Source organism: Streptomyces griseicoloratus (genome assembly GCF_014534645.1).
Taxonomy (GTDB): Bacteria; Actinomycetota; Actinomycetes; order Streptomycetales; family Streptomycetaceae; genus Streptomyces; species Streptomyces griseicoloratus.
Window position 1 is genome coordinate 1 of record NZ_JACVQF010000107.1, and the last position, 1,292, is coordinate 1,292.

Sequence of the window (1,292 nt, forward strand, 5' to 3'; positions counted from 1 at the left end):
GTGGCGAGCTGGCCGAGGTTCATCTCGGGGATCACCACCTTGTCGTACTGCTTCAGCACCTCGCCGAGGTTGGCGGGGAAGGGGTTGAGGTGGCGCAGGTGGGCCTGCGCGATCGACTCCCCGGCCGAGCGCAGCCGCCGGACGGCGGCGGTGATCGGCCCGTACGTCGATCCCCAGCCCAGCACCAGGGTGCGGGCCCGGTCCGGGTCGTCGGCCTCGATGTCGGGGACGGTGATGCCGTCGACCTTGGCCTGGCGGGTGCGGACCATGAAGTCGTGGTTGGCCGGGTCGTAGGAGATGTTGCCGGTGCCGTCCTGCTTCTCGATGCCGCCGATGCGGTGCTCCAGGCCCGGCGTGCCCGGCACGGCCCAGGGGCGGGCGAGGGTCTGCGCATCGCGCTTGTAGGGCCAGAACACCTCGGTGCCGTCGTCCAGGGTGTGGTTCGGGCCCTGCGCGAACTGGACGCTGAGGTCGGGGAGCTCGTCCAGCTCGGGGATGCGCCAGGGCTCGGAGCCGTTGGCGAGGTAGCCGTCGGAGAGCAGGAAGACCGGGGTGCGGTAGGTCAGGGCGATCCGTGCCGCTTCCAGGGCCGCGTCGAAGCAGTCGGCCGGGGTGCGGGGGGCGACCACGGGGACGGGTGCCTCGCCGTTGCGGCCGTACATCGCCTGCAGCAGGTCCGCCTGCTCGGTCTTGGTCGGCAGACCCGTCGACGGGCCGCCGCGCTGGATGTCGACGATCAGCAGCGGCAGCTCCAGGGACACGGCCAGGCCGATGGTCTCGGACTTCAGGGCCACGCCGGGGCCGCTGGTGGTGGTGACGGCCAGCGAGCCGCCGAAGGCGGCGCCGAGCGCGGCGCCGATGCCGGCGATCTCGTCCTCGGCCTGGAAGGTGCGCACGCCGAAGTTCTTGTGCCGGCTCAGCTCGTGCAGGATGTCGGAGGCCGGGGTGATCGGGTACGAGCCGAGGTACAGCGGCAGGTCGGCCTGGCGGGAGGCGGCGATCAGGCCGTAGGCCAGGGCCAGGTTGCCGGAGATGTTGCGGTAGGTGCCGGGCGGGAACGCCTTCGCCGCCGGCGCCACCTCATAGGAGACCGCGAAGTCCTCCGTCGTCTCGCCGAAGTTCCAGCCGGCGCGGAAGGCGGCGATGTTGGCGGCGGCGATGTCCGGCTTCTTGGCGAACTTCGTCTTGAGGAACTTCTCGGTGCCCTCGGTCGGCCGGTGGTACATCCAGCTCAGCAGGCCCAGCGCGAACATGTTCTTGCTGCGCTCGGCCTCCTTGCGGGACAGGTCGAA

1 protein-coding gene is annotated in these 1,292 nt (G+C 71.1%); it reads right to left on the reverse strand.

Annotated elements, in window-relative coordinates; translation table 11 throughout:
• A partial coding sequence (locus H0H10_RS03185; protein WP_188179246.1) for a 2-oxoacid:acceptor oxidoreductase subunit alpha occupies positions 1 to 1,292 on the reverse strand: 1,292 nt, incomplete at both ends.